The following is a 26,068-nucleotide window of genomic DNA, read 5'->3' as shown; positions in this document are numbered from 1 at the left end:
AGGGCGACCGCTGCGACTGTCTTAGCCAAGTCGCGTCGTGTTTGTGTGACGCCATTCGTGGCAAATTTCCGATTGGAGTCCCGCCTGCGCACCGACGACCGGCCCGTCGTTCTCCCCGGGGCCGGGGACGGCCACGGACGGGCGGTGACGCCCGCGGGCGGTGCGCCGGGAGGAGTGAGAAAGCCAAGCTTGCGCACGAGTCAATCCGCCGGTCGCGCCTCGCGACGAGCGGCGGCGGCCGTCCTCTCGCGAGGCGCGGGGCGGCTGACGATTTCGTGTTTGCGGGGGGGCTGCCGAGACCGGGAGTGCGCAGGGCACGTCGCGCGATCACCGCGCGGGCCGCGCGCCGAGGCCGGTATCCGGGCGCTCACGGGGCCGGTCATCGATGGTCAGGATTCTGGACATCTCATTGTGGGGGCAATGAGCTCGAATGGTCGGAGCGAGAGGATTCGAACCTCCGACCCCTAGTCCCCCAGACTAGTGCGCTAACCGGGCTGCGCTACGCTCCGACGCCCCTCGCGGGGTGAGGGGTCTTTAGCTTTCCGGTTTGCGAGGCGCAACCCCAAAACACGAAGCCCGGATGCGAGGTTCGCATCCGGGCTCGGGTCGGTCTCAGGCGTGGGAGGGCGCCGGGAGCGGATCGTGCTTGTCCGGCGTGGTATTGTGCGGGTCCTTGCCGCGCTTCTTGGCGAGCCAGATCAGGAAGTTCCGGATCACCACGTAGAAGACCGGGGTCAGGAAGAGGCCGAACACCGTGGCGCCGATCATGCCGAAGCAGACGGCGGTGCCGAGCGCCTGGCGCATCTCGGCACCGGGGCCGGTGGCGATCACCAGCGGCACCGTGCCGAGGATGAAGGCGAAGGCCGTCATCAGGATCGGGCGCAGGCGCAAGCGGCAGGCCTCGACGGCGGCGGCCACGGGGCCCTTCCGCTCGGTCTCCTCCAACTGGTGCGCGAACTCCACGATCAGGATGGCGTTCTTGGCCGCCAGACCGATCAGCACGATCAGGCCGATCTGAGTCAGGATGTTGTTGTCCTGGCCCCGCAGCTGCACCCCGAACAGGGCCGCGAGCACGCCGGTGGGCACCACGAGCAGGATCGCCAGCGGCAAGGCCCAGGATTCGTACTGCGCGGCGAGCACGAGGAAGACGAGGAGCACGCCCAGCGCGAACACGTAGATCGCCGTGTTGCCCGCGGCCTTCTGCTGGTAGGCGATCTCGGTCCAGTCGTAGGCGTATCCGTCCGGCAGGTTGTCCTTGGCAATGGCCTCCATGGCGTCGAGGGCCTGGCCGGTGGAGATGCCGGGCTTGGCCGTGCCCTGGACCGGCACCGAGTAGTAGAGGTTGAAGCGCTGGACGATCTGCGGGCCGGTGATCTCGCGGATCGTGGCCAGCGTCCCCATCGGCACCAGGGCGCCGGTGGAGGAGCGGACCTTCAACTGCTCGATGTCCTGCTTCGAGACGCGGAACGGGGCGTCGCCCTGCACGCGGACCTGATAGATGCGGCCCAGGGTGTTGAAGTCGTTGACGTAGGCGCCACCGAGCGCCGTCTGCACCGTCGAGAACACGTTGCCGAGCGGCACGTTGAGCATGCGCGCCACCGTGCGGTCGATGTCCAGATAGAGCTGCGGCGTGTCGTTGCCGAAGGTGGTGAACACCCGCTGCACGTCGTTGCTCTGGTTCGCCTTGCCCAGCACCTCGCCGACCGCGCCGAGGAGCGGGCCGATGGCGGAGCTCTGCCGGCTCTCGATCTGCATCTTGAAGCCGCCGCCCTGGCCGAGGCCGCGCACCGGCGGCGGTGGGATGACGATGACGCGGGCTTCCTGGATGTCGGCGGTCGCTTTGATCACCTCGTTGGTGATCACCGCCGCGCTCCGCCCCTGGCCCGCCCGCTCCTTGGCGCCCGCCAGGGTGATGAACATCACGCCCGAATTGGTGGTGTTGGTGAAGGTCGCGCCGTCGAAGCCCGCGATGATGACGGTGTTGGTCACGCCCTCGATCTTGCGGGCCGCCGCCGCTGCCCGGTTCACCACCTCGGTGGTGCGGTCGAGGGAGGCGCCCGAGGGCAGCTGCACCACGCCGATGAGGTAGCCCTGGTCCTGGTCCGGGATGAAGCCGGTGGGGGTCGTCTGGACCAGGTGGAGGGTCGCGGCGATGACGGCCGCGTAGACGAGCAGCATCGCGATCAGCCCGACCGCGTAGTTCGTCAGGCCGTAGATGATCCGCCCATAGGTGTTCGAGAGCCAGTCGAAGCCCTTGTTGAACATGTCCGCCAGCCAGGCGACGAAGCGGAAGAGAAAGAACTTCGGCTTGGCGTGCGCGTGGTGGGGCTTCAGGAGAAGCTTGCAGAGCGCCGGCGACAGCGTCAGCGAGTTGAACATCGAGATGATGGTCGAGGCCGCGATAGTCAGCGCGAACTGCTTGTAGAACTGGCCGGTGATGCCGGGAATGAAGGCGGTCGGAATGAACACCGCCGAGAGCACCAGGGCGATGGCGATGACGGCGCCGCCGACCTCGTCCATGGTCTTGTGCGCGGCGTCGCCCGGCGACAGGCCCTCGGCCATATTGCGCTCGACGTTCTCCACCACCACGATGGCGTCGTCGACCACGATGCCGATGGCGAGCACGAGCCCGAACAGGGTGAGGTTGTTCAGGGAGAACCCGAAGGCCGACATGGCCGCGAAGGTGCCGACCAGCGAGACCGGGATGGCGATCACAGGGATGAGCGCGGTGCGCCAGCTCTGCAGGAAGACCAGCACCACGATGACGACGAGGCCGACGGCTTCGAAGAGCGTCTTGTAGACCTCGTGGATCGACTCCTCGATGAACTCCGTCGGGTTGTAGGCGATGCGGTACTCGATGTCCGGCGGGAAGTTCTTCTTGAGGTTGTCCATCACCTTGCGCACCGACGCGGCGGCGTCGAGGGCGTTGGTGCCCGGGCGCTGGAAGGCGCCGATGCCGATGGCGGGCGTGTCATTCAGGAACGAGTTGGTGGTGTAGTCCTTCTGGCCCATCTCGACGCGGGCGATGTCCTTCACCCGGACGAGGCGGCCGTCGGAGGCCTTGACGATGACGTCGGCAAATTCCTCGGGGCTCTGGAAGCGCCCCTGAGACTGCACGATGAGCTGGAAGGCCTGGCCCGTCGCGGCCGGCGGCGAGTTCAGGGCGCCGGCGGCCACCTGCACGTTCTGCTCGGACAGGGCCGTGATGACGTCGGAGGTGGTGAGGCCGTAGGCCGCGAGCTTGTTCGGATCGAGCCAGACGCGCTCGGCGTACTCGTTGCCGCCGAAGATGGTGATGTCGCCAACGCCGTCGAGGCGCAGCAGCTCGTCGCGGATGTTCAGGTAGATGTAGTTGGCGAGGTAGTTCTGGTCGTAGGTTTTCTTCGGCGACAGCAGGTGCACCACCAGCATCAGGTCCGGCGAGGCCTTGCGGACGGTGACGCCGAGGTTGCGCACGTCCGGCGGCAGGCGCGGCTGGGCGACCGAGAGGCGGTTCTGGACGAGAACGTTCGCGATATCGAGGTTGGTGCCGACCTTGAAGGTCACCGTCAGCAGCATGTTGCCGTCGTTGGTCGACAACGACGTCATGTAGAGCATGTTGTCGACGCCGTTGACCTCCTGCTCGATCGGGGTCGCGATCGTCGCCGCCACCGTCTCGGCGTTGGCGCCGGGGAAGCTCGCACGCACGGTCACGGTCGGCGGCACGATCTCGGGGTACTGCGCCACCGGCAGCGACAGGTAGGCGACGTAGCCGAGGATCAGGAAGACGATCGACGTGACCGACGCGAAGATCGGCCGATCGACGAAGAAGTGGGCAAAACGCATCGCTTGAACCTCTCGCCGCATGCGGCCCGCACGCGCGGGTTCGAGTCGGCACCGTTTCTTCGTCCGCGGTCTGGTGGCCGCTCCCCGGCCGTGACCGGTCGGGGATGATCCTCGTAGGGGCTGCGCCTGCCTCGGGGCTCACCCGTCAGGTCATAATGGGCGTCAGGTCTTGCTGGGCGGCAGGGTAGAGGATTCGGCCGCCACCTTGGCGCCCGGACGGACGCGCGTGACGCCGTTGACGACGACGTTCTCGTCGCCCTTCAGCCCCTCGCGGATCACCCGGTAGCCGTCGACCTTGGGACCGAGCTTGACCTCGCGCAGGGACACCGTGCCGTCGTCGGCGACGATGTAGACGATGCGCTTGTCCTGGTTGGCCGAGACCGCCTCGTCGGGCAGCAGGATGCCCTGATAGGGCTTGGTGGCGGGCAGCGAGACGACGCCGAACAGGCCGGGCTTGATGAACCCGTCGGGGTTCTCCACGGTGGCGCGCAGCAGCACCGTGCCGGTGGCGTTGTCGACCCGGTTGTCCACGAAGTCGAGGGTGCCCTTGCGGGTCGGCTTCGCCTCGCCGGTAAGCGCGATCAGGATCGGGACGCCCTTGCCCTTCTGGGTCTCGCCCATGCCGATTCCGAGGCTGCCCTGGTACTTCAGGAACGAGCGCTCATCGACGGTGAAGCCGAAATAGATCGGGTCGAGGGAGACGATCGTCGTCAACAGGGTCTGGTCGGTGATGACGATGTTGCCCTCGGTGACCAGGCGCCGGCTGATGCGGCCCGAGATCGGGGCCCTCACCTCGGTGAAGTCGTAGTTCAGCTGCGCCTGGCGCAGCTGCGCGTCAGCGCTGTCGACATCGGCCTGCGCGGTCTGGGAGGCCTGCCGGCGCTGGTCGGTGACCTGCTCGGAGATGTTGCCGGACTTGCTCAGCGTCTGGGCGCGGTCGAGGTCGGTCTGCGAGAAGTTCAGCCGGGCCTTGGCCGAGACCAGCGCCGCCTGGGCCTGGTCGAGGGCCGCCTTGTAGGGTCGCCGGTCGATGACGAAGAGCAGGTCGCCCTTCTTCACCGTGGCGCCGTCGGTGAAGTTCAGCTTCTCGAGGTAGCCGGTGACGCGGGCCCGGACGTCGACGATGTCGACGGGGTCGAAGCGGCCCGTATAGGTGTCGGTCTCGACGATCTCGCGGACCACCGGCTTGGCCGTGGTGACCTTCGGCGGCGGTCCGCCCGGGGCCTGGGCCTGGGCGGGGGATACGAGGACCGGCGCGACGAGCGCCGAAGCGACCAGTCCGACGATCGGAAGCAAACTGAAGATCGAGCGCATGCGCATATGGTTATTCCCTACGATGCGCCAGCTAGAGGTCCGCCGCGACCTATGTCGTGCGCTGCCACACATGCTCCGCGCATGCCTCAGACCTCGACCGGTTCGCCGGAGCCTGCCCAATCCTTGAATCCACCCCGGTAATGCGCCTCGATCGGCAAGCCGGCGTTCTGGGCGGCTGCCAGCGCGTGAACCGAGCGTACGCCCGACATGCACGAGAAGACCGGTGTCCGGGCGTCCTCGGCAATCAGCGCCGCGAGGGTCCCCGGGTCGAAGGTCGAGAGCGGATGGGTAACTGCGCCGGGGATGTGTCCTTGTTCGAATTCATGCGGCTCGCGCACATCGATCACCAGCATGGACTGGTCGGCGAGGCCGGCCTTGATCGCATCCCGGTCCAGGTCGACAACCTTCATCCGTTTGTCCTCTCTCGCACCGTCCCGTGCACGGTCGGTCACTGACGGATGTTCTTAGGCGTCAGTCGTCAGGACGGCAAATGGTGCGTGCCAGAACCGCCTCGACGGTCTCGAAATGCGCGGTCCAGCTCGGCAGGTCGGTGTCGGCCGTCCGGCATGCGAGCGCTTCGCGAAGCGTGGAGCCCGGCACCGAGAGGTCTTCCACCGCCTGGCGCCAGCCGAGCCCGTCGAGGGGATCGAGGAACCACGCGAATCCGGCACCGATCTCCCTGTGGACGGCAAGGTCCGAGGCGACGACCGGCAGGCCCGAGGCCGCGGCCTCGACCACGGGCAGGCCGTACCCTTCCGCGAACGAGGGCATCAGCAGGGCGGTAGCTGATCGCAGCAGCGCCGCGAGGCCGTGGCTCGACAGGCCGCTGACTTCGGTCACGTGCGTGCGGATGGCGGGGCACCGCTCCAGCATGTCGATGATGTTCTCCGCCTCCCAGCCCCGTCGGCCGACCAGGACGAGGCGGGGCGTTTCGGGCCCGTGCCGCTCGGCGAGGTCGCGCCAGAGATGCAGCAGCGCCAGGTGGTTCTTGCGCGGCTCGATGGTGCCGCAGGCGACGAAGGTCGGCCGCGCGGGCGTGAAGGACGGTCCCTCCCCCGCCGGCCGGAACACCGGCTCGACCCCGAGGAGTGCCGCCGTCACGGGCGGCGTCGGCCGCCCCAGCGCCGCGCAGTATACGGCGAAGCGCTCGCCGACGTCGCGGGAATTGACCAGCACGTGCGCGGCGTGGCGGGCGACGGTCTCCATCCGGACCCGGTGCCGCTCCGCCTCCCCGGGCCGCCCGTATTCCGGATAGTCGATGGGGATGAGGTCGTGGACGAAGAAGATGGGCCGGACGTCGCGCCGGTCGTAGAGCCAGTCGAATCGGCCGGGCTTGTCGAGGCGCAGGTGCGAGCTATGCAGGTAGACGGTCCCGGCCGGCAGGATCTCGGGGCCACGCGCGCGAAGGGTCGTGGCCGCCGTCCGGGCCTGGATCCGCCGCCTGTCCCCGGTGCCGCCGCGCGCGGGCGCGGGGGTCGGCGGACCGGCCTCGCCCGGCGATCCGAGGGTCGAGACCAGCCGGCGGTAGACCGGATCCTGCGTCGCGTCGCGGTCCTCGACCCAGGCCGCCGCCACGGCCTCGACGATGCCGAGCGCCTCCGCCCGGGCCAGCACGCGCGGGCCGAACGCCGTCGACACCAGGCCGAAGCGGTCTCCGGCCTGGGCCAGGACGTGCCGGGCATAGGCGAGGTCGACCCGGTCGATCCCGCTCGGGCTCGGATGCCGCAGGCGGGTGATGAGACGGGTCAGGTCGAAGGCGAGGCTCGGGACGGGCATGATCCTCCGGTGGCGTTCAGGTGCGGTGCCGTATGGCCGGTCTCCGCCTCGCGCCTATATGCGCACGCCTCAGCCCGAGGCTACCCGCGGCCGACGCCGCCAACGAGAGCAACGCTTCGTGTCTCCCGGATACCTGCCCTTCGCCGGCGCCCTCGACCTTCCCGCCTACACCTGTGACAATTGCGGGTTCTGGCAGCGCCATTTCGATCGCCCGCCGGCCTGTCCGATGTGCCTCGACGCCCGCCACGTGGTACCGCAGAAGGGTTGGCAGTTCTGGACCGAGCGGGAAGCGCAGGACCGGTTTCCCTGCCATTGGGAGGAATTGGAGCCCGGCGTGTGGCGGTTCTGGAACGATCCCGTCTCGGGCATCGGGCCCAGCGCCTATCTCGTCCAGACTCCGGCCGGAAACATGGGATTCGAGGCCTGCCCGGTCTTCAGCGAGGCCGCTCTCCAGCACATCGCGCGCCTCGGAGGGATGCAGGTGCTGTCCTCCTCGCACCCGCATGCCTACGGCGCGCTGGTGCAGCTTCAGGACCGCTTCGATCCGGAACTCTGCTTAGCTGCGGCGGACTTCGTCTGGAGCGCGGCGCTGCAGGTGTCCTGGCCCTACGACGATTTCCTCGAGCCCCTCCCCGGCCTCGAACTCCATCGCACGGCCGGCCACTTCGACGGCCACGCGGTGTTGTTCGATCGCAGGCGAAAGATCCTGTTCTGCGGCGACGCCCTGAAGTTCGAGCTCGACCCGCAGGACTTCCGGCGGGCGCTGACCATCTCGGCCCACAAGGCCTTCGTGCGCGGGGTGCCCCTGACCACGAACGAATTGCGGCGCTACCGCGACGTCTTCGCCCAGCTCGACTTCACCCAGACCTGGACGCCCTTCGAGCCAGCCGCCAATTGCGGCCGGGCCGAAGTGCTGGCGCTGATCGACGGCATGCTGGCGACCCGCCCGCACGCCGCCCCGGTGCCGCTCGACACCCTGAGGCGCTGAGGACACGGGCAGGCCCGATCCGATCGATCCCGCCGGGAGAGCGGATCGGAGCGCGCCAGGGCGCCCCCCGGTCCGGGTCAGCCGCGCGTCGCGGCGGTCTGGCCGAACATCACCTTCTTGGCCTCCTCGCTCAGGGTCTTCCCGAAATCCGGGTTGATCTCCGGAGCGCGGGCATAGGCGGCCTTCGTCCCCGGGCGCTCGGCGATCGCCCGGAACCAGCGCTGGAGGTTCGGGAAATCTTCCAGGCGCTGGCCCTGCTTCTCGTAGGGCACGATCCAGGGATAGCAGGCCATGTCGGCGATCGAGTAGTCCGCGCCGGCGACGAAGGGGCGGTCGGCGAGGCGACGGTCGAGGACGCCGTAGAGGCGGTTGGTCTCCTTGACGTAGCGGTCGATGGCGTAGGGCACCTTTTCCGGCGCGTACTGGGTGAAGTGATGATTCTGGCCGAGCATGGGCCCGAGGCCGCCCATCTGCCAGAACAGCCATTGCAGCACCTCGGCGCGGCCGGGCACGTCCCCGGCGATGAAGCGCCCGGTCTTCTCGGCGAGGTAGAGCAGGATCGCGCCGGATTCGAACAGTGAGACGGGGGCGCCTCCGCCTGCCGGCGCGTGGTCGACGAGCGCCGGCATGCGGTTGTTCGGGGCGATGGCCAGGAAATCCGGCTTGAACTGGTCACCCTTGCCGATGTTCACCGGCTTGAGGGTGTAGTCGAGCCCCGCCTCTTCGAGGAACATCGTGACCTTGTGGCCGTTCGGGGTCGGCCAATAGTGCAGATCGATCATCGCGGTCTCCGTGCTGCGCGCCGGGGCTCGGTCCGGTCGCGTCGGGCCCGAGGTGGGCCTCGGAGGAACGGGGGTCAAGCCGGGACGGAGGAGGGCCGCGGTCGGTCGTTCAAATGCGCCGTAGTTTCACAACGGGGAATTCAGGGGACCGTGGTTGCCTCGCGGGAAATGAGGGAGCGACGGCATGGTCAGCGCAATTTCGGCGAGCAGCGGCGGGCTTCTGGCGGCGACTCAGCGCTACGCCACGGCCGCCGAGGGGATCGCGACGCTCGGCACCAGCCTGCCGAGCGCGACCCAGGTCGATCTCTCGACCACCGCCGTCCAGCTCATGCAGGAGAAGGCCAATATCGGGATGAACACCGCCATCCTGAAATCCACGCTCGATTCCGAGCGCCGGGTCCTCGACATCCTCGCCTGAGCCGCGGCCCCCCTCGCACGTTTTCGGAGGATCGACGCCCATGACGATCACCGTTCCCCTCATGCAGGTCGGGATCATCCGCGCCACCGAGATCGTGCATGGCGCCCGGAACGATGCGGCGCGACGCCACGAGGCCGAGCCGCGCACCGTTTTCGTCGAGGTGGATCGGGCACGGGATGCCGAGGGGGACGTGGTGGGCCGCCAACGCCGCATCGTCGACGTGCGGGTGTAGATCGACCCCATCCACGAGAGACGCCAGGGCTCGCAGGCACACCTTCGCCCGCGGGGCGTACGCCGTTCTGCGCAACGTGACGGACCGCTCGATTTCCGTAAGTGGCGCGATCCGGACGGGCCGTGTGCTCCGGATTCCGTCCCGCTTTTGGGGGAGCGCGTGGTCAGCGCGACCGTCGTTGCTGGGAGTGACGCGGATCGTCGTTCGACGCTTCCCCAGGGGCGAGGGCTGCGCCCCGGGTGCGGCTTGCCTCAGGCGGCCTTGGCGTTGCGCGCCGGCCGCTCGGCATCCGCGCCGGTCTCACGACCCTTGGCGGCGATGTCTCGCAGCATCTTGACCATGGCGTCCGTCCGGTCGTCCATGGCTTCGTCGAAGGCCACATCCGTGCGCCCATCGTCGCCCCGGCGCAGCAGGATCACGGCACCGGCGGCGGCGGCGCAGAGGCTCGCGGTCAGCGGCGCACCCAACAAAGCGGTCAGGATGCCGTACGGCAGCAGCAGCGCCGTCGAGAACATGCCTCCGCCCATGGCGGCCAGTAGAATCAAGACCATCGATCGACCCTCGTTCGACCTTCATTACCATGGTTCCACTGCGAGGATCGCGTCGGTTGCCGTCATCATGACCGCCACGTTAACGATCAGCGTCGAATGCGAACTGTGTTCCCGACGTCTCGTCGGCGGTCCTGCCGATGAGGCCTCTCAGGACCAGACGCGCAGGATGATCAGCAACCCGACCGGGACGACGAACATCAGGGCGATCGCCCACTGGATATCGTTCCGCGCGCGTTTCACCTCGCCCTCCAAGGCATCGATGCGCGCCTCCAGGGCGCGGTATCTCGCGTCGCTCATGCCCGGCTCCGTCGATTCGGTTCGCATGGGCGATGTGGAAGCGCGCGACCGTCGCTGTCCAGCAATGGGGGGGAGCCGGCGAGGGCGGAACCGCGTCCGCCGTGCGCCGCCGAGGGCGGACGGGCAGGTCCCCCGTGACGTCACTGGCTGGTTTTGGACCGGGCTTATTGAGAGGATCAGCCTGGACCGGAGGAGCTGGACATGCGGCGAGGTTAGAAGACGGGTGCGGAGCAGGTGGTGCTGAAGCTGCGCCAGATCGAGGTGCAGACCGCGCAGGGCAAGAGTTTGGCCCTGGCCTGCAAGGAGGCCGAGATCTCCGAGCAAAGCGACTCACGCTGGCGCAAGGAGTGCGGCTTGCAGATCGACCAGGCGCGCCGGATGAAAGATCTGGAGCGTGATCGAGGCGCTGGCCGATGCGATGTGTCTGCACGGCATCCCAGAGAACATCCGCTGCGACAATGGTCCAGAGATGATCCCGAAGGCTTTGCGGAAATCGTTCGCCAGAACTGGCCCGCAGATCCAGTACATTGCACCAAGATCGCCGTAGGAGAATGGCTACTGCAAGAGCTTCAATGGCAAGCTGAAGGACGAGTGCCTACGCCAAGAGATCTTCTCCTCGCTCAAGGAGGCACAGACCGTGATTGGGATCTGGCAGAATACCTACAACCGCGTTCGGCCGCATTCGTCGTTGGGCTACCGGCTACCTGCGCTTGTCACCCTCCCGGATCTGGCCTTCCGGCTACCCATGGCCACCACCATGCAGTAGCCTTCCAGTTGGCTCGGTCCAAAATACCGGTCAGGTCACGAGGGGGCTCGGCATCGCATGACCGATGCACGCTGGTGCGCGAGACCGAGATGACCTTCCGGAAGAAAGAGGCGGAGGAGCACCGCGAGCACGAACGGCGACTGTTGGAGGATCGCGGGCAGCACGAGAAGCGTCTTGCCGAGGATCGCCATCAAGAGCACCGCGAGATGGTCGAGGCGATCCAGGGGCTTACGCGGGGCACGCGGGACATCCGCTGCGCGGGTTGATCCCTCAAATGTGAGATCCGCTCGCAGCTTGACCTGCTACTAAACATAGCCCTTCCCTTGAGGGCGCCCATCTCTGCCTCACTCGCCCGGCGAAAGCTATAGCGGACTTCTTCCGGCTACATTCAGGCGACGCACCCGTAATCCCGCTCGCCCTTAAAGGAACGCCATCTAATCACGGAAACTTGAGCATATAGGTCCAGACGCCCCTGAACTCCCGCACGCTTCGATTGGTATTCAAGGTACCACAGCGAGCATCAGCTTGGAGTATGGATGGGATATGCCAAGCCGCCCGCATCGCGGGCCGAAGACAAGCCGACCCGGGCGTACCGTGCGATCACACGCCATACCGACGGCCGAATCATTCATGTCCGAGACTTTTCTGCTGACAGCGATGCTGAAGCGATCCTGATCGTCACCGCCAGAGGCAGTGACATCCGAACTGATCTCTGGAGCGACAGTGGTCTCGTCCGGCAGTTTGGTATGCAGGCACGATATCGAAGATTCCACCATTAGCGCATTGGGGGGCACGCAGCGGCATCGTTCTGTATGATGACCGTAATTGGTTTATTTTGCAGGCGAACCAGTGAACCTGCACGGTTTTGCCGCCTTATCATATGTCAAAACCAGCGGGAAAACGGATGCCGCGATATTTTTTGGACGTCGGCCAAACCCAGGGCTCGACCTCAGACGACGCGGGCACCGTTCTGCCAAACGAGGCGGCTGGACGCTGCTTAGCGCTCGACACCTTGGCGCAGATCGCGACCCGTTCCATCCAAGGGAATGACCAGCAAAGCTGGTTTGCGTCGGTCCGCGATGACCAGGGGAACACCCTGTATCGAGCGAAGCTCACCCTGAGTGGCCGATGGGAGGATGAAGGCCGTTAGGAGGTAGCGGAGCAATCTTTCCTCCACGCGGTTCAGCCCATAACCAGCGAGACTCGAACCTTCACCCGCCCGGAGCAATCCTGGGCGGACTTTTCGTGTCCGGTCGCCTCGATGTTGCAGGGATCCTGCAAGAGGCGCGGCGAGCCGCCAGAATGGTTCTGTGCGACATGTCCTTCCCGAGGGCATCACCTTCACCCGCCCGGCTCGCGCCGCGGCGGGTTCTCATTCTAAAGCTTGTTCTGAGGCGATGCTGTACTCTTTCACGTCGCCCGGTCGCAGATTGAGCCTCGCTGCAGTTTCGCGACTCACGGGGTCGGAGGTGAGCTTCACTGCCCAATCCGGCGATACAACCTTCGCTACCGCATCCGCGGCTTGATCCCGTGGGACAGCGGCGACGCAGAGTTGGCTCTCCGTCCGACCACCCGAGGCAACCGGGCTGCTGACTTTGACAAGGTGGATGCCGATGGCGATGTCTTCCATCGATAAAGGATGCCACGCTCAGTCTAGATCGCAAACAAGCGTCGAGGCCCGCACGGCATATGCCGGCAGAGCTTTGTCGTCGCGACCTATCTGGGCTGCAACTGCTGTGAGGCGTCGTACCGCGCCTGGCTCCGTAGCTGCCAAGGTATCAGCCGATCCGCCAGCCAGTGTGGAAGCGTTAGCTTTATCCTCGTGGCGCCCGCCAGCCAGTCGCCTTTGCCTCGTTTTCCGAACAGAACATGCGCTCGCCAGCCCCCTCGCTGATGCGAGTTCGATCGTAATCGCGTGAGCCAGGGATGTGGCAGACCTTTTCGCCCGAGCGGGAGATGTTGCCTTTGATGTTGCAGCTGCCCGCTACGGCAAGCGCCGCATTCCGTTCGGTAGGCCCAACCGGTGCTGGGATCGGCCCATCGGGACCGCCAGCGGCGGCGAATTCCATCTGCATCGCACGCTCGCCCTTCCGCCAATCAGACGGTGTCGTGAATGATCCGGTCCAGATCCAGACCTTGGCATCTCCTCATTCTCGGCCATGACGTAGTTCGTGGAGTATCGGCGGTAAGCGATTGCATGGCCGTGGATGACCATTCAGGCGTTCGGATCCTGGGCGTCAGCTCGGCATACCCCAACGACGCAGCCGTAGCGGTCGGTGTCGCGAGGGTCGCAAAAGACGAGGCGTTTGCCGATGAGGTCGGATAGGGCGAGCGCCGCTGTCTGGCCGCAGCGGTAGTCCTTGCCGGCGGCGTCCTTTCAGAGCTGCGCGTTCTCGGGCGCGTCGATGCCATGCAGGCGGATCCGCGTTCCACGGACCTCAACGGTATCGCCGTCGATCACCGAGGCGCGGCCGACGATCGAATCAGTCAGAGCAGGCGTTGCGAGGAGCAGGATGAGGAGGAAAGACCTGGAACGCATCGGGGGCTCCTGTCCCAATCCAATTCGGGATCCGGGTGGTGCCGGCGTGATCCATCGGTTCAGCGGAGGCCGCGCACCGCCATCTCCTCAGGGGCCTGCTCGGCAGCATCCTGGCGGGCGATGAGCGTCGTCAGGTCGACCGGGCGGTAATCACAGGCGTCCGCCCCCACATCACAGGATCGGCTCGTGTCCGGTAGGCAGGCATGTGTATGCCCGTAGAGATGCCGGGTCTCCCGCCAGAAGCCTGGCCAGGACCGATGCGGGTAGTGCGAGAGGAAAAGGCGCCAGTTTCGTCCTTCCGAGTCTCGTACGGTGATTCGGGCGCTCTCAACGGGCGGGTCCGTCCAGGATAGGTCGAGCACGCGGTTGGAGTCGTGGTTGCCGCGCACCAAGCGTTTGATGCCGTTGAGGCACGCAAACACCGCGGCGCAATGAGCTCGGCTGGCGCCGGCCGCGAAGTCACCGAGGTGCCAGACCTCGTCATCCGGGCCAACGACCGCGTTCCATCGGGCGATCAGGGCTTCATCGTGGCCCTCCACCGATCCGAAGTGCCGCCGCCGCCGTTCGACGAGGGGCGCATCCCCGAAATGCGTGTCGGCGATGAAGAACGTTGCCATACATCCTTCCGCATTGAAGCGGCTTTGGAAAACGATCGCCGTCCGAGCGTCGCCTGTCTTTTTACATGGCACAGTCCACACCCCCCTCAATCGGGCGCGATGTCGCTTGCCCCATACACGCTCTTGTCGTGGGCTCCGGCCTTGCGGCGACCCGCCGCGTGCCGGAACTCCGGCTCTACGAAGCCCTTTCCCTGACGCCCCATCCAGATGTGTCGAGGTCACTTCCATGCGTTACGCTTTGCTCGGACTCAGTGCACTTACCGCTACGTCGATCGCGTGTGCCGCCCTGGCCCAGAGCAAGCCGCTGCCACCGGCCTCCAGTGCCGTAATGCCGCCCGTCGAACTCACGATCACAATTGACGGTGACAAGCCCGTCTGCGCACCAGCTGAGTTGAGGCTGCCGGCCAACACGAATGTGGAACTGCACATCGTGAGCCAAGCCGCCGAGCCCGTCACCCTCACCGCGCCGGGTCAGTTCGAGAATGCGAATGTGCTGCATGCGGACGGCGACCTTGTCCACGTCGCCAGCGAGAAAGGCTATCTCGTCAAGCAGAACGGTAAGGGCGTCCTGCGCATTCGCACCATGAAGGAGGGCCAGGAGACCTATGCCTGTACGAGCAACCGCAACCGGAAGGCACCTTTCGAGGGCAAGCTGGTTCTGACGGCACCCGCAGGGTAGACGCCTCTGCAGCCAGGATCGGATGGTGCGGCTGGAGGGCCGTATCCCTTCGCGCCGGGCCGGCGGATGCCCAAGCAACTTCTCCGAATTAATCTCGAACTCCATGCCTCCGCTTGGTCCTTGGTCGTGTGGCGGCGACAAGCCGAGAGCAAGGTTCGGCCAGACGGGCTAAGCTTAGCGAACCTGATCCCTGAAATGAGGGAGGCGACTATCGCCGGACCTGCCACGGATCGGGCTCCTCCCCCCGAAGAGCCCCTAACTCCACCGTCATCCGCTCGGCTCCTGCCGCGGCGGTTTTTTGTATCTTGGACTCTAAAGCGGAACCGGAGGGGCATTAACAGCGATGTATGGGGAACCTTCGTTTTCAGACTTGCCGAGGAGCCACCATGTCATCCCAGCCCGAGAAGCCGTACCGCATCGGTGTTCGTCCCGCGCCCGGCAACCGCTCGCGCTACCTCTGGACGATCTACGGCACGCAGACGATGTTCTACGAAGCCTCACAGACTGAGCACGCTTCCGTGGAAGACGCTCTCGCTGAGGCGAACGCGCGGCTTTCTGAGTTGGCCTGAGCGTTCGACCGCCCTTGAAACGCCCCACTCGCCTGGAGCAATCCGAGGCGGGTTTCTCTCGCATTGCCCCAGGGGTGCGACGCAGGCCATTCGCAACTTCGCGCACTCAGCGCGCTTGTCGTAGCCTGCATGGCCGGCGGTCCTTTCATGGCGGCCGGATTGAGAAGCACCCTGTGAAATACCTCTTCTTCGTCGGCGTCGCCTTGTTCGCCGCGGCCCCTGCCGTCGCTCAGGTCAACGCCCCGCGTCAGCCCGGAACCACTGGCGCCATCGTCACCCAGGAGCCGAATAGCACTGGCAACGATCCGGACATCGTCGTCTCGCGCGGCGCAACGGGTGCCGACACGTCGACCTCCGACTCGGCCGCGGGCGGCAATGCGAACAAGCCGGAACAGGCTGTTCCGAATGGGAGCGCCGGCGGCGGCAGCGGCGGCAGCAACTAGCCAGCGCTTCGTGGCGCGGTAAACTAACTACGGCGCTGTTGTTGCTGTTTGCCTGACGTAGTCGAATCGAGCCCGCCCGGAGGAATCCGAGGCGGGTTTTCCTCTGCAGGGTCCCCTCGTTGTTGCATGGATCCTGCAAGTGACGCGGCGAACCGCCAGAATGGTTCTGTGCGGCCTGTCCTTCCCGAGGGCATCACCTTCACCCGCCCGGCTCCGGCCGCGGCGGGTTTTTCGTTTGGGCCGCCTGTCGTTTTTAACTCGCTCTTGCTAAGACCCCAGCCATGAAAATTCTGCGCCTGATTCAGAAGCTGCTGCCCGATACCACCCAGGCCCGTATGCCCGGCTTCGACGAGGTCTATTACCGCTACTGGTATCGCGATACTGCGCAGTTCCCGGGCCCGCCGCTACAGCATTACCTTCAGCACGGCTGGAAGGAGGGGCGAGATCTGAGCGCCGGCTTCAGCACCGATGGGTATCTCGCTGCTAACCCGGATGTCAGTGCCAATGGGTTCGATCCCCTGTCCCACTTTCTGGCGCACGGCTTATCCGAAGCCCGCAAGGGCTGGGAGAAAAGCCTGCATGCTCCTGCTCCTGGCCCAAGGTATCTCCCCGATGGCCAAGCGCAGAAGCTGTTGATGCCTCCGCGCGAGCAGTAGGTCTGTGAGCCGCCCAGCTCCAGCTGAGGCGGACTTTTCGTTTCGGTGCAAGCTTTCTACTTACGCAGCTTCGGTATCTGCCGCTCTGGGATTCTCACGGTTCGGGCTGACCGAACCCAGGGATCCGAACTGCTGCGGCGCATGTCGCCATAGTAGTCATTCCCGGTGTTTCCGAAGGACCCTCCTGAAACAACGCCCGGAACGCTTGGCGTGCCGAGGATGAACTCAAGCGGCCCCGCATGCGCACCCGAGGCGCACAGGATCGTGGTGAGGGCCAGAGCGTAGCGCATATCCCAACCATAGCTCATCATACCGAACGGCGCATTAATGCCTCGATCCGCCATCTTCCCCCGCGCGACTTATGCCATGGCGGGTCCTTTGTACGCTGATTTACGCTTCGGCCGCCCTGCGCAAGGCACCTACCGCACTCTTTCATCGGCCGCGGATCAACCAGCGCCCCACGCTCGTGAAGCGGCTCGTCTTTGACCCGTCCCGCTTGGCCGCGGCGGGTTTTCACGAACTCAAGCTAATGCTACTGCAGCTTCTACTCGATAGTCGGGCTGGACTGCGGCATTATCAGATGTATAATTGTTTATTGAATAGTATATTAACGCATAATATTTTTAGATTATATTACAAAGGTGGCACAAGAAGCCTGTTCGGCGAAAGTTCTACATCATATATCCATCGCCCAGGCGCTAGCAGCCTGGGATCGCAATGCGATTTAGGATCTAAGTTGGTATCAAAAATATTGCAACAAATCATGTCATCGGGTAATTGCATGCTGCGCCTTTCAGAGGCGCATCTACTGCAATTGTATTACCGTTTATGCCGGTTTCGAATAGGAATTTCGATCCGTTGCGAAGTCTTATGGCGCTATTGTGTATAATTGAGGTGGCATATAACAAAACGCTATCTGAGATATGCTGTTCATATTCACGTATTTCTACGTTGCTAATAGTTGGTTGATTTTCAGAATGTGCAGGAATTCTTTAACGAGGCGATGCCCCTCAAATGCGGGCTTTACTACAAGGTGTGATGATAAATAGGGTATCAGTCTGCAAGTTTTTTGTCTGCCAAATCAGGGGCAGACCACGTGCCGTCATTATTTTCAATCATTCTATTTGCAAATATATTTGATATTCTATCGACATCCGCAACATTAATCCCAATATCTTTTTTGATATCAGTCGATCAATTTAATTTTGCTGTAAGACCAAAGTAGTCCCTTGCCGCAGGTGGCAGTCGCGTGCCATCGCGCGGGATTTCACCATCAGGACTGCACCGAGATAAGTGAAACTGGGCTACAGTAGCCCAGTCTTGCGTGGCCTAAGTGACGATGCCCTTGTTCCGCTCGACGCGATGCGCAACGAAATGGCCAATATCAGCTACGGTCTCCCTGCCGTCACAGTGTTCTCGTGCAAACAGAAATAAGTAAGTCAAATCTTCAGGATGGAAATTGTCCGAAATCAAACGAGTGACTCTTGCCCGAAGCCCATTCACTGTCTGTACTAGCGCCATATTGAGGGCGCCTACTTCAAGTATATTTTGTAGACTAGCTGTTTTGTGTTTAGGCCGATCATCGCGCAAACCTGTTCTCGCCCACCCTACGCTGTCGCCCATCCTTCGTCAGGATCCAGGTTCGACTGCGCTACATTCTCTCTGTCCCGTGCACTCGGACGATCAATCCGGACGCCGATAAAAGTCCTGGACATCACTGCCCGCCCGTTCTGATCGTAGACTTCAACCCACCAGTCGGACCAGTCGAGGTGCCCGCCGCGCGGCATGAGGTTTAGGGCAACGCGCTCGGCGTGAAGGCGCACCAGGGCGAGTGTCGGCACCCGCCGGCCGCGCAGATCGACAACAGGATTGTGCCCATCCGTGCAGTGGAAGCGGTAAAGCCGCGTCGGCATTGGTCTTCTACCCCGCACTCCACAGGCGTCCACCGCCCTGCTTCCCGGCTTGCCTGTTTCGATTGAACCACGTCCGGCGATGCAATTTGTTTTCGTTGTGTTCCAATAGCAGCCGGACGCGAGATGCAGGCCCAGCCCGACAAACCACCTGTGGACATCCGCTTCACGGAAGCGGAAACAATTTCGCTCGCCTATCACCGCGCCGCGCGTGGCGATGCCTGGGCCGCCCTCGTGCGGGCTGTCGAGGATGGGCTCAATGATCTCGCCGAGGCTGAGCGCCAGACTGCGCAGCAGCGCCGCCTCATTTCACGCGGCTACATCCCAACGGCGCGATCACGCCGGGCGCCGGCCGATGAAGCTGCTCCAGATCGCGGAGCTTCCGCCCCAGAGTGCTGGCACGGTCCGCATCCCGATCCAGGGGGCCGCGCTCTGCGCCGGTTTCCCGTCCCCGGCCGACGACTTCCTCGAAGGCTCGCTGGAGCTGCCGCGCTGGCTGGCACCCAACCCGCCAGCGACCTTCGCCTGGAACATCTCGGGCGATTCCATGCGCGGCGCCGGTATCTTCGACCGGGATCTGGCAGTAGCCGACCGCAGCCTCAAGCCCGGCAACGGCAGCGTCGTGGTGGCGATCGTGGACGGCACCATGAGCCTGAAGCGCCTCGTCATCGAGGGCAACGTCGCGCATCTCGCCTTCAACAATCCCGACCTGCCCGCCTTCGCCGTCGAGGATCTGATCGAAGGCGAGATCTGGGGCGTCGTCCGCTTCTCGATCCGCTGGCACGTCGCCCGCGCCGGGCTGCTGCGATGAGCCGGGCCATCGCGCTGATCGACGGCAACAGCTTCTATTGTTCCTGCGAGCGGGTGTTCGATCCCAAGCTCGCCCGGGTGCCGGTCATCGTGCTCTCGAACAACGACGGCTGCGCCATCGCCCGCACGGCCGAGGCCAAGGCGCTCGGGATCAAGATGGGCGATCCCTGGTTCAAGATCCGCCAGCAGTGCCAGCGCGAGGGCGTGCGGGTGTTCTCCTCGAACTACACCCTCTACGGCGACATGAGCGCCCGCACGAACGCGGTGTATCGGGACTTCTCGCCCGCGGTGGAGATCTACTCCATCGACGAGAGCTTCCTCGACCTCTCGGACGTGCGCGATTGGGACCGGGTGACACTGGCGCGCGACCTGCGCGCATAGTGCGGGCTTGGACCGGTATTCCGACCTGCGTCGGCATCGGGCCGACGAAGACCCTGGTGAAGCTCGCCAACCACATCGCCAAGACGATCCCCGACCTCGACGGCGTCTGCGACCTGACTGATCCGGTCGCCTACGACCACTGGCTCTGCCGGATCTCGGTGGCCGAGGTCTGGGGCATCGGCCGGGCCTCGCTCGCCAAGCTGATCGGGCTCGGCGTCGACACGGTCGCAGACCTACGCGACCTCGACCCGCGCCCGGTGCGAAAGGCCATGACGGTGGTGGGCGAGCGCATCATCTACGAGTTGCGCGGGCTGGCCTGCCTGCCGCTCGAACTCCTGCCGGCCCAGCGCAAAGGCTGCGCGGTGACCCGCTCGTTCTCCCGGCGCATCATGGAGCGCGAGACCCTGGAGCAGGCTGTGGCCGCCCACGCGACGCGGCTTGGTGAGAAGCTCCGGCGCGGCGGCCTCGGTACCACCCACGTCTCCGTCTTCTACCATACGAGCGAGCACGACCGGGGCGACCCGATGCGCTCGGTCTCGACCACCGTGACGCTACCCGAGGCCACGAACGACACGCTGGCGCTGATCAAGGCCGCGCAGGCTGGTGTAGCTCGCACCTGGCGCGAGGCGCCGGGCGACCGGCCCTGGCGCTACAGCAAGGCCGGCGTGGTCACGACCGACCTGAAGCTTCTGGAGGATGCCCCGCGGGCGCTGATCGGCCAGCTCGACCGCGAGCGCAGCGCGCCGCTGATGGCAGCGATGGACGCTTGCAATGCCCGATTCGGCCGAGGCGCGGTCGTGCCGGCCCGGGCGGGGCTCACCGAGAAGCGGACCTGGTCGACGAAGTTTTAAATGCGCAGCCCGCGCTACACCACGCAGGTGACTGAGCTGCCGACGGCGCATGCCTGATCCAGGCGGCAAGCGCGCGCCCGAGGGCTCAGTTTTGAGGCTGCTCGACCGGCGTCGGCGACCGCAGGAAGATCAGCACGCCACCGACGACGGACAGGCCGAGCGCAAAGGCGAACAGGAGGAAGAACCAGCGGGGCATGCTGCCGGATAGCACACTCGAACGTGGTGGTCGCTTACGGCGTCTCCTGCCGCGCCAGCAGGATTGCGGTGCGCTCCGCCGCGCGTTTCAGGTAATCGGTGGCTTCCTTGTTCGCGACGGTCACCTTCGGCCATTCATGCAATTCCAACGCCTCGGCGAGAGCGATTTGATACCCGGTGCCGAACAGGAATGCCGTAGTGGTCGGATCCGCCATGAAGGCGTCAACCGCGGCCTGGACCTCCGCCTCCGTCAGCGTCTTCGCCTTGTAAAGATCGCCGATCGTCGCGCGGGAATCAGCCATGAGGAGGGGATAGCACGCAGTGGGCCAGCGTCACCGCTCGTAGACATGGAGCGGCACTGCGCCGCTCCTGAGGTGAGTTCCGGGAACGACCGAGAGACGGACCCCGCACGCCGTTAACGTAAAGACCGGAATTTTCGCATTTCGTCTTCGTTTACACAAATCATCTGAAAACCTTAAGCAGCAATAGGCGATTAAATTGCGAGGTAAATTCTGTAGTATCGAATGCATAAGGCCATTGCGAGGTGACCCCGTGAAATGGATCCCATTTGAGACATATCGTCAAATTCTCTCAAACGTCCCAATCGCTTGTGTAGACATCGCCATCGTTTCGGAAGGGCGCATTTTGCTCGTCGAACGGATGGATGCTCCTGCAAAAGGTCAGATGTGGCTGCCCGGCGGAAGGGTTCACAAAGGGGAGCTGATGAAGGACGCCGCGAGCAGGAAAGCGATCGAAGAGGTAGGGATTGATTGCAACGTTGGGCCGATAGTTCATACGGCGGAAACAATTTTTGATGACGGTCCGGATGGTATTGCTGTCCACAGTATTAACACATGCTTTTTCTTGTTCCCAAAAGAGCGGGACATTCGAGTGAAGCTCGACAACCACCATGCTCGCCACATCTGGACGGACGCAATTGCCGGCGATTTCCACCCATACGTTCGTCGGTGCCTGCTGGCGGCTGGCCTTCAGCGGTCATCACACGACTGATCCTATCCGCTCCTATCGAAGGACAGGATCGATATGAAGGGGCCGCCAGGTCGCGTTAACGCCCGAACACCCACAGCGGCACCGCGCCACTGGGGCGCCCTGGCTTGTCCCGGTAGAACGTCATGTTCCCGAACCGCATGTGCGTATCAGAGATCGCGGACACCCGCTCCGCGCTGAGCACCATGGCACCGTGGAAGTCAGGCCGAATCGTCCCGACCTCGGGGTACACGTCGAGGACGTCCGGCGTCGACCAGCCAAGGGACGCCGCCTCGTCGGCTCAACGATCAAGGAACTCGACGCAGGCCTCGTGGGCGCTGCCCCAGGACTGAAGGGTGAAGCCCGGGCACGGGACGACGCTGGTCCGGAGGTCGAGGAAGCCCTGGCGCCAGAGTTTCCGGTCTGCGGGAACGAGCTTGGGTTTCGGTGAGGCTGGCATGGTGTCCGGCGGTTGATGTGGGCCTGACCGAATGAAGGGTGGCCGCCGAGCGGCCTATGCCGGCCGAGCAACACCTGAGAACGCATCGCGAACCCACTTCGGGACTTTTTCGGGGCTGTGGGTCCCGAAGCGTGCTTTTCAGCGTCTTTCGTTGCCCTTATACCCCCTGCTCCCGGTTGCCATTTGCCCCCCGAAACCGTACGTCCCCTCTACGCGCAAGCGTGTCGGGGTGTAGCGCAGTCTGGTAGCGCATCTGGTTTGGGACCAGAGGGTCGTAGGTTCGAATCCTATCGCCCCGACCATCATTTCCGCCGAGGCTCCCTGGAGTTGGACGACCCGATGTCGAGCGCCCGCATCTACCAGCCCGCGAAGGATCCGACGCAGTCCGGGACGGCGCGGGCGAAGGCCTGGGTGCTGGAATTCGATCAGACCGCGCCGCGCGAGACCGACCCGCTGATGGGGTGGACCGGCTCGTCCGACATGCTGCAGCAGGTCCATCTTGAGTTCGAGACGCGCGAGGACGCCGTGGCCTACGCGACACGGGCGGGCCTGTCCTACCGGGTCGAGGAGCCGCAGAAGCCGATCCTGCGCAAGGGCCTGTCCTATTCGGACAATTTCAAATTCAATCGCACCGCTCCCTGGACCCACTGAGGCGCTGCCTCCGGCGCGTCAGAGCTGGATCAGGATGGTGACGGCACCGAAGATCAGGACGGAGCCGACCGCGGCGGCGAGTAGGATCAGGGCGGCGCGCGATTCGCGCAGGTCGTCGTTCATCATCGCCGCAGGCTAGCGCGGCTGGGGGCCGCCGCCAATCCTCTCATGAGCCGCGCTGTTGCGTGAGCCGTTAGGCCGCGCCCGCTCTGTCATACCAAATCCTGTCCCCGGGGGCTGGCGGATTTCGGCTTCGCTCGAGCGCCGCGCCGGCTTGCCGATACGGGCGCCGCTTCGCGGAAACGGAGCCCGGATCAGAAGAAGATCGGCCGCGCGCTGGCATGGTGCTCGGCCAGCACCGCGTCGTTGGCCGGATCGATCTCCTTGAGAACCGCGTCGTAGCCCCAGAGATCCGCCAGGTGCTGAAGCACCCGCTTGGCATCGTCCTTCTGCAGGGTGATGCGATTCAGGGCGCGGTGATGCACGATGAGGCGCCGGTCGCCTTCGAGATCGACGTCCACCACCTCGATATCCGGGTCGAGCCACGCCACGTCGTATTGCCGGGCGAAGGAGCGACGCATCTTGCGATAGCCGCGCTCGTCGTGGATCGCCTCGACGTAGAGCTCCGGCTCGTCGGGGTCGTCGACCACGTGGAACAGGCGCATGTCGCGCATGAGCTTGGGCGACAGGAACTGCGCGATGAAGCTTTCGTCGCGATAGTTCGCCCAGATGTCGCACAGGGTCGCCATGGCGTCGCCGGTGCCGGCGATCTCGGGGAACCACGCGCGATCCTCCTCCGTCGGCTGTTCCACGATGCGGGCGATGTCCTGCATCATGGCGAAGCCGATGGCGTAGGGGTTGTGGCCATTGTAGCCGCGCTCGTTGTAGTTCGGCTGGCGCACGACGTTGGTGTGCGACTGCAGGAACTCCAGGTAGGCCGCCTCGCCGATCAGGCCTTTCTCGGACAGGGCGTTCATGATCCGGTAGTGGCAATAGGTGGCGCAGCCCTCGTTCATCACCTTGGTCTGGCGCTGCGGATAGAAGTACTGCGCCACGAGGCGGACGATGCGCAGGATCTCGCGCTGCCAGGGCCGCAGGCGGGGGGCCGCCTTCTCGAGGAAGTAGAGGATGTTCTCCTGCGGCAGCTCGAGGAGCGCCTTGCGCCGCTCCGCGGCGAGGTCGGGGCGGGCGCCAGCGACCTTCTGCGGCAGGGTGCGCCAGAGGTCGTTGTAGATCTGCTCGCCGTGCTCGGCGCGCTCGCGCTCGCGGCGCTGCTCCGAGGCGAGGTCGGGCCGCTTCTTGCGCGGATAGCGGTGGACGCCCTGGCTCATCAGCGCATGGGCGGCGTCAAGCACGGCCTCCACCGCGGCATGGCCGTGGCGCTCCTCGCAGCGCGAGATGAAGCCCTTGGCGAAGTCGAGATAGTCGAGGATGCCTTCCGCATCGGTCCACTGCTTGAACAGATAGTTGTTCTTGAAGAAGTGGTTGTGGCCGAAGGCGGCGTGGGCGATGACCAGCGTCTGCATCGTCGCCGTGTTCTCCTCCATGATGTAGGAGATGCACGGGTCCGAGTTGATGACGATCTCGTAGGCGAGCCCCATCATGCCGCGCCGGTAGCCGGCTTCGTGCTGGGCGAAGTGCTTGCCGAAGGACCAGTGCTTGTAGAACAGCGGCATGCCGATCGATGCGTAGGCGTCCAGCATCTGCTCGGCGGTGATGATCTCGATTTGGTTCGGGTACCACGACAGGCCGAGCGCCCGCGCCTCGACCTCGCAGGCGTCATGGATGCGCCGGATCGTGTCGAAATCCCAGTCGTTGCCCGTGAAGAGCGGCTCCTGGCTACCGGAGATCCGCTGGGGCGTGGGGCGGATGATGCTGCCGACCATACGATTTACGCCTTCCTCGAAGGGTCCGTTCTCGACGGGGCCGTGCTCGAAGCGTCCGAGTCCCGCTTGGCCATGCCCCGTCTCGCCGGGTTCAGGCCTCGGCTTCCGCCCGGGCGTCCTTGCGCCCGAACAGCTCGCGGAAGACCGGGTAGATGTCGCGGCGGTGGTTGACCTTGCGCATGGCGATGGGCGCGCCCGTCTTCGCCAGGCTCTCGTAGGTCCGCCACAGGGTGGTGCGGTGCTCGACGAAGCCGGCCCGCGGGCCGTTCTCGTCGCCGACCTCCAGATAGGCGAAGTGCTGGCAGGCCGGCAGGATGTGGGCGCGCAGCAGCTCCGTCGAGGTCGGGCCGTCGCTCGACACGTTGTCGCCGTCCGAGGCCTGGGCGGCGTAGATGTTCCAGTCGTTGGGATCGTAGCGCTCGGCGATGACGCGCTTCATCTCCACCAGCGCCGAGGAGACCAGGGTGCCGCCGGTCTCGCGCGACCCGAAGAACGTCTCCTCGTCCACCTCCGTCGCCTTGTCGGTGTGGCGGATGAAGACGATCTCCACGTGCCGGTAGCGCCGGGTGAGGAAGATGTGCAGCAGGATGTAGAAGCGCTTGGCCAGATCCTTCATGTGCTCGGTCATCGAACCCGAGACGTCCATGAGGCAGAACATCACCGCCTGCGCCACCGGGCGCGGATAGGTCTCGAACCGGCGGTAGCGCAGGTCGAGGGGGTCCACGTAAGGGATGCGCTTGGTGCGCTCGCGCAAGCCCGAGAGCGCCAGGAGCAGGTCCGGCAGGTCGGGATCGCTCGACGGCGTCGCGGCGATGCGGGCCTCCAGGGCGGCGATCTCGTCGGGTTTCGGCCGCTTGAGGGCGATGCGCCGCGACATGGAATTGCGCAGGGTGCGCGTCAGGGCGAGGTTGGCGGGCGAACCCGAGATCGTGTAGCCGGCCCGGCGAAGGCCTTCAGTCTCCACCACCGAGAGCCGGCGCTTGGCCAGATCGGGCAACTCGAGATCCTCGAGGAAGAGCTCAAGGAACTCGTCGCGGGTCAGGACGAAGCGGAAGGCGTCCTCGCTGTTCTCCGAGCCCTCGCCGCCCTCCCCCGAGCCCTTGCCGCCGCCGCCCGACGGCGGGCGCTCGATCCGGTCGCCCTCCACGTAGATCTTGTTGCCGGGCAGGATGTGGTCGTGCAAGCCGGTGCCGGACTGGCGGGCGAAGCGCGGCTCGCGAACCCCATCGACCGGCACCGAGACGCGGCCGTCCTTGCCGAGATCCTTGATGTCCTTTTCCCGCGCGGATTCCCGCACGGCCCGCTGGGCCACGTCCTTCACGCGGCGCAGGAAGCGTTGGCGATTGGCGAGGCTCTTGCCCCCGGGATTCAGACGGCGGTCGACGATGTGCATCCGATGTGTGTGCCTTCGCCCTCGAGACCAATGTGGGATCGGCGGAGCGGGGCGACCACCCGTGGCGGCCGCCCCGTCACCGTGCGGACAAG

27 protein-coding genes, 2 tRNA genes and 2 pseudogenes are annotated in these 26,068 nt (G+C 65.0%); 15 read left to right on the top strand and 16 right to left on the bottom strand.

Annotation, left to right across the window (positions count from 1 at the left end; translation table 11 throughout):
• Positions 1 to 431 precede the first annotated feature (431 nt).
• From AC6EUL_RS08125 to AC6EUL_RS08105, 5 genes are all read right to left on the bottom strand, one after another.
• Positions 432 to 509: transfer RNA gene (locus AC6EUL_RS08125), tRNA-Pro, on the bottom strand.
• A gap of 103 nt (positions 510 to 612) precedes the next feature.
• Positions 613 to 3,825, bottom strand: a complete 3,213-nt coding sequence (locus AC6EUL_RS08120; protein ID WP_499869784.1) for an efflux RND transporter permease subunit — start codon at positions 3,823 to 3,825, stop codon at positions 613 to 615.
• Positions 3,826 to 3,987: 162 nt separating this feature from the next.
• Positions 3,988 to 5,139 carry an efflux RND transporter periplasmic adaptor subunit gene (locus AC6EUL_RS08115; RefSeq protein WP_499869782.1) on the bottom strand — a complete coding sequence of 384 codons (1,152 nt, stop codon included), beginning with the start codon at positions 5,137 to 5,139 and terminating at the stop codon, positions 3,988 to 3,990.
• An 86-nt stretch (positions 5,140 to 5,225) separates the two neighbouring features.
• The gene (locus AC6EUL_RS08110) at positions 5,226 to 5,549 is read right to left on the bottom strand and encodes a rhodanese-like domain-containing protein (RefSeq protein WP_056221005.1); all 324 of its coding nucleotides are present in this window, start codon (positions 5,547 to 5,549) and stop codon (positions 5,226 to 5,228) included.
• A gap of 61 nt (positions 5,550 to 5,610) precedes the next feature.
• The gene (locus AC6EUL_RS08105; protein ID WP_499869779.1) at positions 5,611 to 6,915 is read right to left on the bottom strand and encodes a glycosyltransferase family 4 protein; all 1,305 of its coding nucleotides are present in this window, start codon (positions 6,913 to 6,915) and stop codon (positions 5,611 to 5,613) included.
• A gap of 118 nt (positions 6,916 to 7,033) precedes the next feature.
• Here AC6EUL_RS08105 and AC6EUL_RS08100 point away from each other — a divergent pair, with 118 nt between their 5' ends.
• Positions 7,034 to 7,903, top strand: a complete 870-nt coding sequence (locus tag AC6EUL_RS08100) for an MBL fold metallo-hydrolase (protein ID WP_499869777.1) — start codon at positions 7,034 to 7,036, stop codon at positions 7,901 to 7,903.
• A 77-nt stretch (positions 7,904 to 7,980) separates the two neighbouring features.
• On the opposite strand, the gene AC6EUL_RS08095 is transcribed toward AC6EUL_RS08100, so the two are convergent.
• A complete protein-coding gene (locus tag AC6EUL_RS08095) occupies positions 7,981 to 8,685 on the bottom strand; it encodes a glutathione binding-like protein (RefSeq protein ID WP_499869775.1) in 705 nt (234 codons plus the stop codon).
• A 184-nt stretch (positions 8,686 to 8,869) separates the two neighbouring features.
• Between AC6EUL_RS08095 and AC6EUL_RS08090 the strand changes: the two genes are divergently transcribed.
• On the top strand, positions 8,870 to 9,103 hold the full coding sequence (locus tag AC6EUL_RS08090; protein WP_056271609.1) for a hypothetical protein: 234 nt from the start codon (positions 8,870 to 8,872) through the stop codon (positions 9,101 to 9,103).
• A 40-nt stretch (positions 9,104 to 9,143) separates the two neighbouring features.
• Complete coding sequence (locus AC6EUL_RS08085) at positions 9,144 to 9,335, top strand: hypothetical protein (protein ID WP_499869773.1); 192 nt, start codon at positions 9,144 to 9,146, stop codon at positions 9,333 to 9,335.
• A 251-nt stretch (positions 9,336 to 9,586) separates the two neighbouring features.
• On the opposite strand, the gene AC6EUL_RS08080 is transcribed toward AC6EUL_RS08085, so the two are convergent.
• Together AC6EUL_RS08080 and AC6EUL_RS08075 are read right to left on the bottom strand one after the other, a co-directional pair.
• Positions 9,587 to 9,886, bottom strand: a complete 300-nt coding sequence (locus AC6EUL_RS08080) for a hypothetical protein (RefSeq protein WP_499869771.1) — start codon at positions 9,884 to 9,886, stop codon at positions 9,587 to 9,589.
• 147 nt (positions 9,887 to 10,033) lie between these two features.
• Positions 10,034 to 10,183 (bottom strand): hypothetical protein, encoded by a 150-nt coding sequence (locus AC6EUL_RS08075; protein WP_156394287.1) that lies wholly within the window; start codon positions 10,181 to 10,183, stop codon positions 10,034 to 10,036.
• Positions 10,184 to 10,577: 394 nt separating this feature from the next.
• Here AC6EUL_RS08075 and AC6EUL_RS08070 point away from each other — a divergent pair.
• The 3 genes and pseudogenes from AC6EUL_RS08070 to AC6EUL_RS08060 all read left to right on the top strand — a co-directional run.
• A pseudogene (locus tag AC6EUL_RS08070) lies at positions 10,578 to 10,949 on the top strand (integrase core domain-containing protein); the annotation flags it as partial.
• A 74-nt stretch (positions 10,950 to 11,023) separates the two neighbouring features.
• Positions 11,024 to 11,215, top strand: a complete 192-nt coding sequence (locus tag AC6EUL_RS08065) for a hypothetical protein (protein WP_499869769.1) — start codon at positions 11,024 to 11,026, stop codon at positions 11,213 to 11,215.
• A gap of 614 nt (positions 11,216 to 11,829) precedes the next feature.
• On the top strand, positions 11,830 to 12,099 hold the full coding sequence (locus tag AC6EUL_RS08060; RefSeq protein WP_499869767.1) for a DUF6894 family protein: 270 nt from the start codon (positions 11,830 to 11,832) through the stop codon (positions 12,097 to 12,099).
• A 664-nt stretch (positions 12,100 to 12,763) separates the two neighbouring features.
• Here AC6EUL_RS08060 and AC6EUL_RS08055 read toward each other — a convergent pair.
• From AC6EUL_RS08055 to AC6EUL_RS08045, 3 genes are all read right to left on the bottom strand, one after another.
• On the bottom strand, positions 12,764 to 13,018 hold the full coding sequence (locus AC6EUL_RS08055) for a sunset domain-containing protein (RefSeq protein ID WP_499869810.1): 255 nt from the start codon (positions 13,016 to 13,018) through the stop codon (positions 12,764 to 12,766).
• Positions 13,019 to 13,326: 308 nt separating this feature from the next.
• Positions 13,327 to 13,488 (bottom strand): thermonuclease family protein, encoded by a 162-nt coding sequence (locus tag AC6EUL_RS08050; protein WP_499869765.1) that lies wholly within the window; start codon positions 13,486 to 13,488, stop codon positions 13,327 to 13,329.
• A 59-nt stretch (positions 13,489 to 13,547) separates the two neighbouring features.
• On the bottom strand, positions 13,548 to 14,105 hold the full coding sequence (locus AC6EUL_RS08045) for a metallophosphoesterase (RefSeq protein ID WP_499869763.1): 558 nt from the start codon (positions 14,103 to 14,105) through the stop codon (positions 13,548 to 13,550).
• A gap of 226 nt (positions 14,106 to 14,331) precedes the next feature.
• On the opposite strand from AC6EUL_RS08045, the gene AC6EUL_RS08040 reads away from it, so the two are divergent.
• From AC6EUL_RS08040 to AC6EUL_RS08025, 4 genes are all read left to right on the top strand, one after another.
• Positions 14,332 to 14,784, top strand: a complete 453-nt coding sequence (locus AC6EUL_RS08040) for a cupredoxin domain-containing protein (protein ID WP_499869761.1) — start codon at positions 14,332 to 14,334, stop codon at positions 14,782 to 14,784.
• 386 nt (positions 14,785 to 15,170) lie between these two features.
• A complete protein-coding gene (locus AC6EUL_RS08035) occupies positions 15,171 to 15,353 on the top strand; it encodes a hypothetical protein (RefSeq protein ID WP_499869759.1) in 183 nt (60 codons plus the stop codon).
• 173 nt (positions 15,354 to 15,526) lie between these two features.
• Positions 15,527 to 15,796: a hypothetical protein gene (locus AC6EUL_RS08030; RefSeq protein ID WP_499869757.1), complete on the top strand. Its 270-nt coding sequence runs from the start codon at positions 15,527 to 15,529 to the stop codon at positions 15,794 to 15,796.
• A gap of 281 nt (positions 15,797 to 16,077) precedes the next feature.
• Positions 16,078 to 16,452, top strand: a complete 375-nt coding sequence (locus AC6EUL_RS08025) for a hypothetical protein (RefSeq protein ID WP_499869755.1) — start codon at positions 16,078 to 16,080, stop codon at positions 16,450 to 16,452.
• 1,607 nt (positions 16,453 to 18,059) lie between these two features.
• Here the strand turns inward: AC6EUL_RS08025 and AC6EUL_RS08020 are convergent.
• Positions 18,060 to 18,365: a DUF6894 family protein gene (locus AC6EUL_RS08020; protein ID WP_499869753.1), complete on the bottom strand. Its 306-nt coding sequence runs from the start codon at positions 18,363 to 18,365 to the stop codon at positions 18,060 to 18,062.
• A gap of 352 nt (positions 18,366 to 18,717) precedes the next feature.
• On the opposite strand from AC6EUL_RS08020, the gene AC6EUL_RS08015 reads away from it, so the two are divergent.
• The gene (locus AC6EUL_RS08015) at positions 18,718 to 19,173 is read left to right on the top strand and encodes a LexA family protein (protein ID WP_499869751.1); all 456 of its coding nucleotides are present in this window, start codon (positions 18,718 to 18,720) and stop codon (positions 19,171 to 19,173) included.
• Positions 19,170 to 20,404 (top strand): annotated as a pseudogene (locus AC6EUL_RS08010) (Y-family DNA polymerase). Before AC6EUL_RS08015 ends, AC6EUL_RS08010 begins: the two are co-directional and overlap by 4 nt.
• A 230-nt stretch (positions 20,405 to 20,634) precedes the next feature.
• On the opposite strand, the gene AC6EUL_RS08005 reads toward AC6EUL_RS08010, so the two are convergent.
• The gene (locus tag AC6EUL_RS08005) at positions 20,635 to 20,901 is read right to left on the bottom strand and encodes a hypothetical protein (RefSeq protein WP_499869749.1); all 267 of its coding nucleotides are present in this window, start codon (positions 20,899 to 20,901) and stop codon (positions 20,635 to 20,637) included.
• A 250-nt stretch (positions 20,902 to 21,151) separates the two neighbouring features.
• On the opposite strand from AC6EUL_RS08005, the gene AC6EUL_RS08000 reads away from it, so the two are divergent.
• Entirely contained in the window at positions 21,152 to 21,610 is a 459-nt protein-coding gene (locus AC6EUL_RS08000) for an NUDIX domain-containing protein (protein WP_499869747.1), read from the top strand.
• Between the two features lie 277 nt (positions 21,611 to 21,887).
• Here the strand turns inward: AC6EUL_RS08000 and AC6EUL_RS07995 are convergent, their stop codons facing one another.
• Positions 21,888 to 22,046 (bottom strand): hypothetical protein, encoded by a 159-nt coding sequence (locus tag AC6EUL_RS07995; protein ID WP_499869745.1) that lies wholly within the window; start codon positions 22,044 to 22,046, stop codon positions 21,888 to 21,890.
• 225 nt (positions 22,047 to 22,271) lie between these two features.
• Between AC6EUL_RS07995 and AC6EUL_RS07990 the strand changes: the two genes are divergently transcribed.
• Together AC6EUL_RS07990 and AC6EUL_RS07985 are read left to right on the top strand one after the other, a co-directional pair.
• A tRNA-Pro gene (locus tag AC6EUL_RS07990) sits at positions 22,272 to 22,348 on the top strand.
• 37 nt (positions 22,349 to 22,385) lie between these two features.
• Positions 22,386 to 22,697 carry an ETC complex I subunit gene (locus AC6EUL_RS07985; protein ID WP_056350100.1) on the top strand — a complete coding sequence of 104 codons (312 nt, stop codon included), beginning with the start codon at positions 22,386 to 22,388 and terminating at the stop codon, positions 22,695 to 22,697.
• Between the two features lie 314 nt (positions 22,698 to 23,011).
• On the opposite strand, the gene AC6EUL_RS07980 is transcribed toward AC6EUL_RS07985, so the two are convergent.
• Both AC6EUL_RS07980 and AC6EUL_RS07975 read right to left on the bottom strand, forming a co-directional pair.
• A complete protein-coding gene (locus AC6EUL_RS07980; protein WP_499869743.1) occupies positions 23,012 to 24,583 on the bottom strand; it encodes a SpoVR family protein in 1,572 nt (523 codons plus the stop codon).
• A gap of 91 nt (positions 24,584 to 24,674) precedes the next feature.
• On the bottom strand, positions 24,675 to 25,976 hold the full coding sequence (locus tag AC6EUL_RS07975) for a YeaH/YhbH family protein (protein ID WP_499869741.1): 1,302 nt from the start codon (positions 25,974 to 25,976) through the stop codon (positions 24,675 to 24,677).
• Positions 25,977 to 26,068: the final 92 nt, after the last annotated feature.

This window comes from Methylobacterium sp. 001424705, from assembly GCF_059816145.1.
Note: the sequence above shows the minus strand (reverse complement) of the source record. Positions and strands in the feature narration are given on the sequence as shown.

What these genes read in the sequence shown, in the direction of transcription:
- AC6EUL_RS08120 (WP_499869784.1), bottom strand. Translation starts at nt 3,825, where the DNA reads ATGCGTTTTGCCCACTTCTTCGTCGATCGGCCGATCTTCGCGTCGGTC.
- AC6EUL_RS08115 (WP_499869782.1), bottom strand. Translation starts at nt 5,139, where the DNA reads ATGCGCTCGATCTTCAGTTTGCTTCCGATCGTCGGACTGGTCGCTTCG.
- AC6EUL_RS08110 (WP_056221005.1), bottom strand. Translation starts at nt 5,549, where the DNA reads ATGAAGGTTGTCGACCTGGACCGGGATGCGATCAAGGCCGGCCTCGCC.
- AC6EUL_RS08105 (WP_499869779.1), bottom strand. Translation starts at nt 6,915, where the DNA reads ATGCCCGTCCCGAGCCTCGCCTTCGACCTGACCCGTCTCATCACCCGC.
- AC6EUL_RS08095 (WP_499869775.1), bottom strand. Translation starts at nt 8,685, where the DNA reads ATGATCGATCTGCACTATTGGCCGACCCCGAACGGCCACAAGGTCACG.
- AC6EUL_RS08090 (WP_056271609.1), top strand. Translation starts at nt 8,870, where the DNA reads ATGGTCAGCGCAATTTCGGCGAGCAGCGGCGGGCTTCTGGCGGCGACT.
- AC6EUL_RS08085 (WP_499869773.1), top strand. Translation starts at nt 9,144, where the DNA reads ATGACGATCACCGTTCCCCTCATGCAGGTCGGGATCATCCGCGCCACC.
- AC6EUL_RS08080 (WP_499869771.1), bottom strand. Translation starts at nt 9,886, where the DNA reads ATGGTCTTGATTCTACTGGCCGCCATGGGCGGAGGCATGTTCTCGACG.
- AC6EUL_RS08075 (WP_156394287.1), bottom strand. Translation starts at nt 10,183, where the DNA reads ATGAGCGACGCGAGATACCGCGCCCTGGAGGCGCGCATCGATGCCTTG.
- AC6EUL_RS08060 (WP_499869767.1), top strand. Translation starts at nt 11,830, where the DNA reads ATGTCAAAACCAGCGGGAAAACGGATGCCGCGATATTTTTTGGACGTC.
- AC6EUL_RS08055 (WP_499869810.1), bottom strand. Translation starts at nt 13,018, where the DNA reads ATGGAATTCGCCGCCGCTGGCGGTCCCGATGGGCCGATCCCAGCACCG.
- AC6EUL_RS08050 (WP_499869765.1), bottom strand. Translation starts at nt 13,488, where the DNA reads ATGCGTTCCAGGTCTTTCCTCCTCATCCTGCTCCTCGCAACGCCTGCT.
- AC6EUL_RS08045 (WP_499869763.1), bottom strand. Translation starts at nt 14,105, where the DNA reads ATGGCAACGTTCTTCATCGCCGACACGCATTTCGGGGATGCGCCCCTC.
- AC6EUL_RS08040 (WP_499869761.1), top strand. Translation starts at nt 14,332, where the DNA reads ATGCGTTACGCTTTGCTCGGACTCAGTGCACTTACCGCTACGTCGATC.
- AC6EUL_RS08035 (WP_499869759.1), top strand. Translation starts at nt 15,171, where the DNA reads ATGTCATCCCAGCCCGAGAAGCCGTACCGCATCGGTGTTCGTCCCGCG.
- AC6EUL_RS08025 (WP_499869755.1), top strand. Translation starts at nt 16,078, where the DNA reads ATGAAAATTCTGCGCCTGATTCAGAAGCTGCTGCCCGATACCACCCAG.
- AC6EUL_RS08020 (WP_499869753.1), bottom strand. Translation starts at nt 18,365, where the DNA reads ATGCCGACGCGGCTTTACCGCTTCCACTGCACGGATGGGCACAATCCT.
- AC6EUL_RS08015 (WP_499869751.1), top strand. Translation starts at nt 18,718, where the DNA reads ATGAAGCTGCTCCAGATCGCGGAGCTTCCGCCCCAGAGTGCTGGCACG.
- AC6EUL_RS08005 (WP_499869749.1), bottom strand. Translation starts at nt 20,901, where the DNA reads ATGGCTGATTCCCGCGCGACGATCGGCGATCTTTACAAGGCGAAGACG.
- AC6EUL_RS07995 (WP_499869745.1), bottom strand. Translation starts at nt 22,046, where the DNA reads ATGCCAGCCTCACCGAAACCCAAGCTCGTTCCCGCAGACCGGAAACTC.
- AC6EUL_RS07985 (WP_056350100.1), top strand. Translation starts at nt 22,386, where the DNA reads ATGTCGAGCGCCCGCATCTACCAGCCCGCGAAGGATCCGACGCAGTCC.
- AC6EUL_RS07980 (WP_499869743.1), bottom strand. Translation starts at nt 24,583, where the DNA reads ATGGTCGGCAGCATCATCCGCCCCACGCCCCAGCGGATCTCCGGTAGC.
- AC6EUL_RS07975 (WP_499869741.1), bottom strand. Translation starts at nt 25,976, where the DNA reads ATGCACATCGTCGACCGCCGTCTGAATCCCGGGGGCAAGAGCCTCGCC.